This window comes from Brachyspira sp. SAP_772 (assembly GCF_009755885.1).
Lineage (GTDB): Bacteria > Spirochaetota > Brachyspiria > Brachyspirales > Brachyspiraceae > Brachyspira.
The window spans coordinates 1-758 of record NZ_VYIX01000134.1 but is presented as its reverse complement, the minus strand read 5'-3'; the positions used below and the strand labels follow the sequence as shown (position 1 = coordinate 758).

Here is a 758-nt window from a genome sequence, read left to right as displayed (position 1 = left end):
GTCTTCTAAATACATAATCAGTATAACCTGCCATAGGTGCTAAAAAAAATCTTGAAGGAATCTCAGCATTTGCTATTGTTATTTTTCTATTCATAAACTAAAACCTTATTTCAAATTAGAGAATTATAAACAATTAATAAAAAACTTCAATAAAAAATATAGAATTATAGTACTAAAATAGTATATAAAAAATTGATTTAATAAATTTTTATGTTAAAATGTATTGCTATGAATAGAAACTTTAATATAGAAATTTTTGATAATATAAATATYTTAAAAGAACTTGCTAAAACTTGGAATGTATTTCTACATTTTAGAATATGYTGTGTATCTCTAAAAAACTCTGAATATTTACTTAGCATACTATCTTCTATAGTAAATAAAAATTACAGCTATAAAAATGTAGAAGCTTTATCAAACAACATGATAAACGAATACAATTCAAAACATGCWGACTTTTATCTTATAAATAAATATATAAACAAAAATTATGATAATAAAGTTTTATCAGAAATAGTAAGCTCTATCGAAGGCAAAGAAGTATATATAACAGAAGATTATAATAAAGATATTGATTATCTGGATAACTTAGATTTAGACCCTATATTAAAACTACTTGTATTTCAAAGAATATCATATGAGTATTTAAAAAATTATAAAAATTGCATAAATATATTTAAAATAATATTTAACCTATACTCTAAAAGAATAAAATTATTAGATAATCCAATATTATATCCAGATGCTTTTATGCTTTT

The 758-nt window shown here is 20.3% G+C and carries 2 pseudogenes; one reads left to right on the top strand and one right to left on the bottom strand.

From position 1 onward, the window contains the following. Positions 1 to 94 (bottom strand): annotated as a pseudogene (locus tag GQX97_RS13070) (tRNA-dihydrouridine synthase family protein); the annotation flags it as partial. Between the two features lie 116 nt (positions 95 to 210). On the opposite strand from GQX97_RS13070, the pseudogene GQX97_RS13065 reads away from it, so the two are divergent. After that, positions 211 to 758: pseudogene (locus GQX97_RS13065) on the top strand (hypothetical protein); the annotation flags it as partial.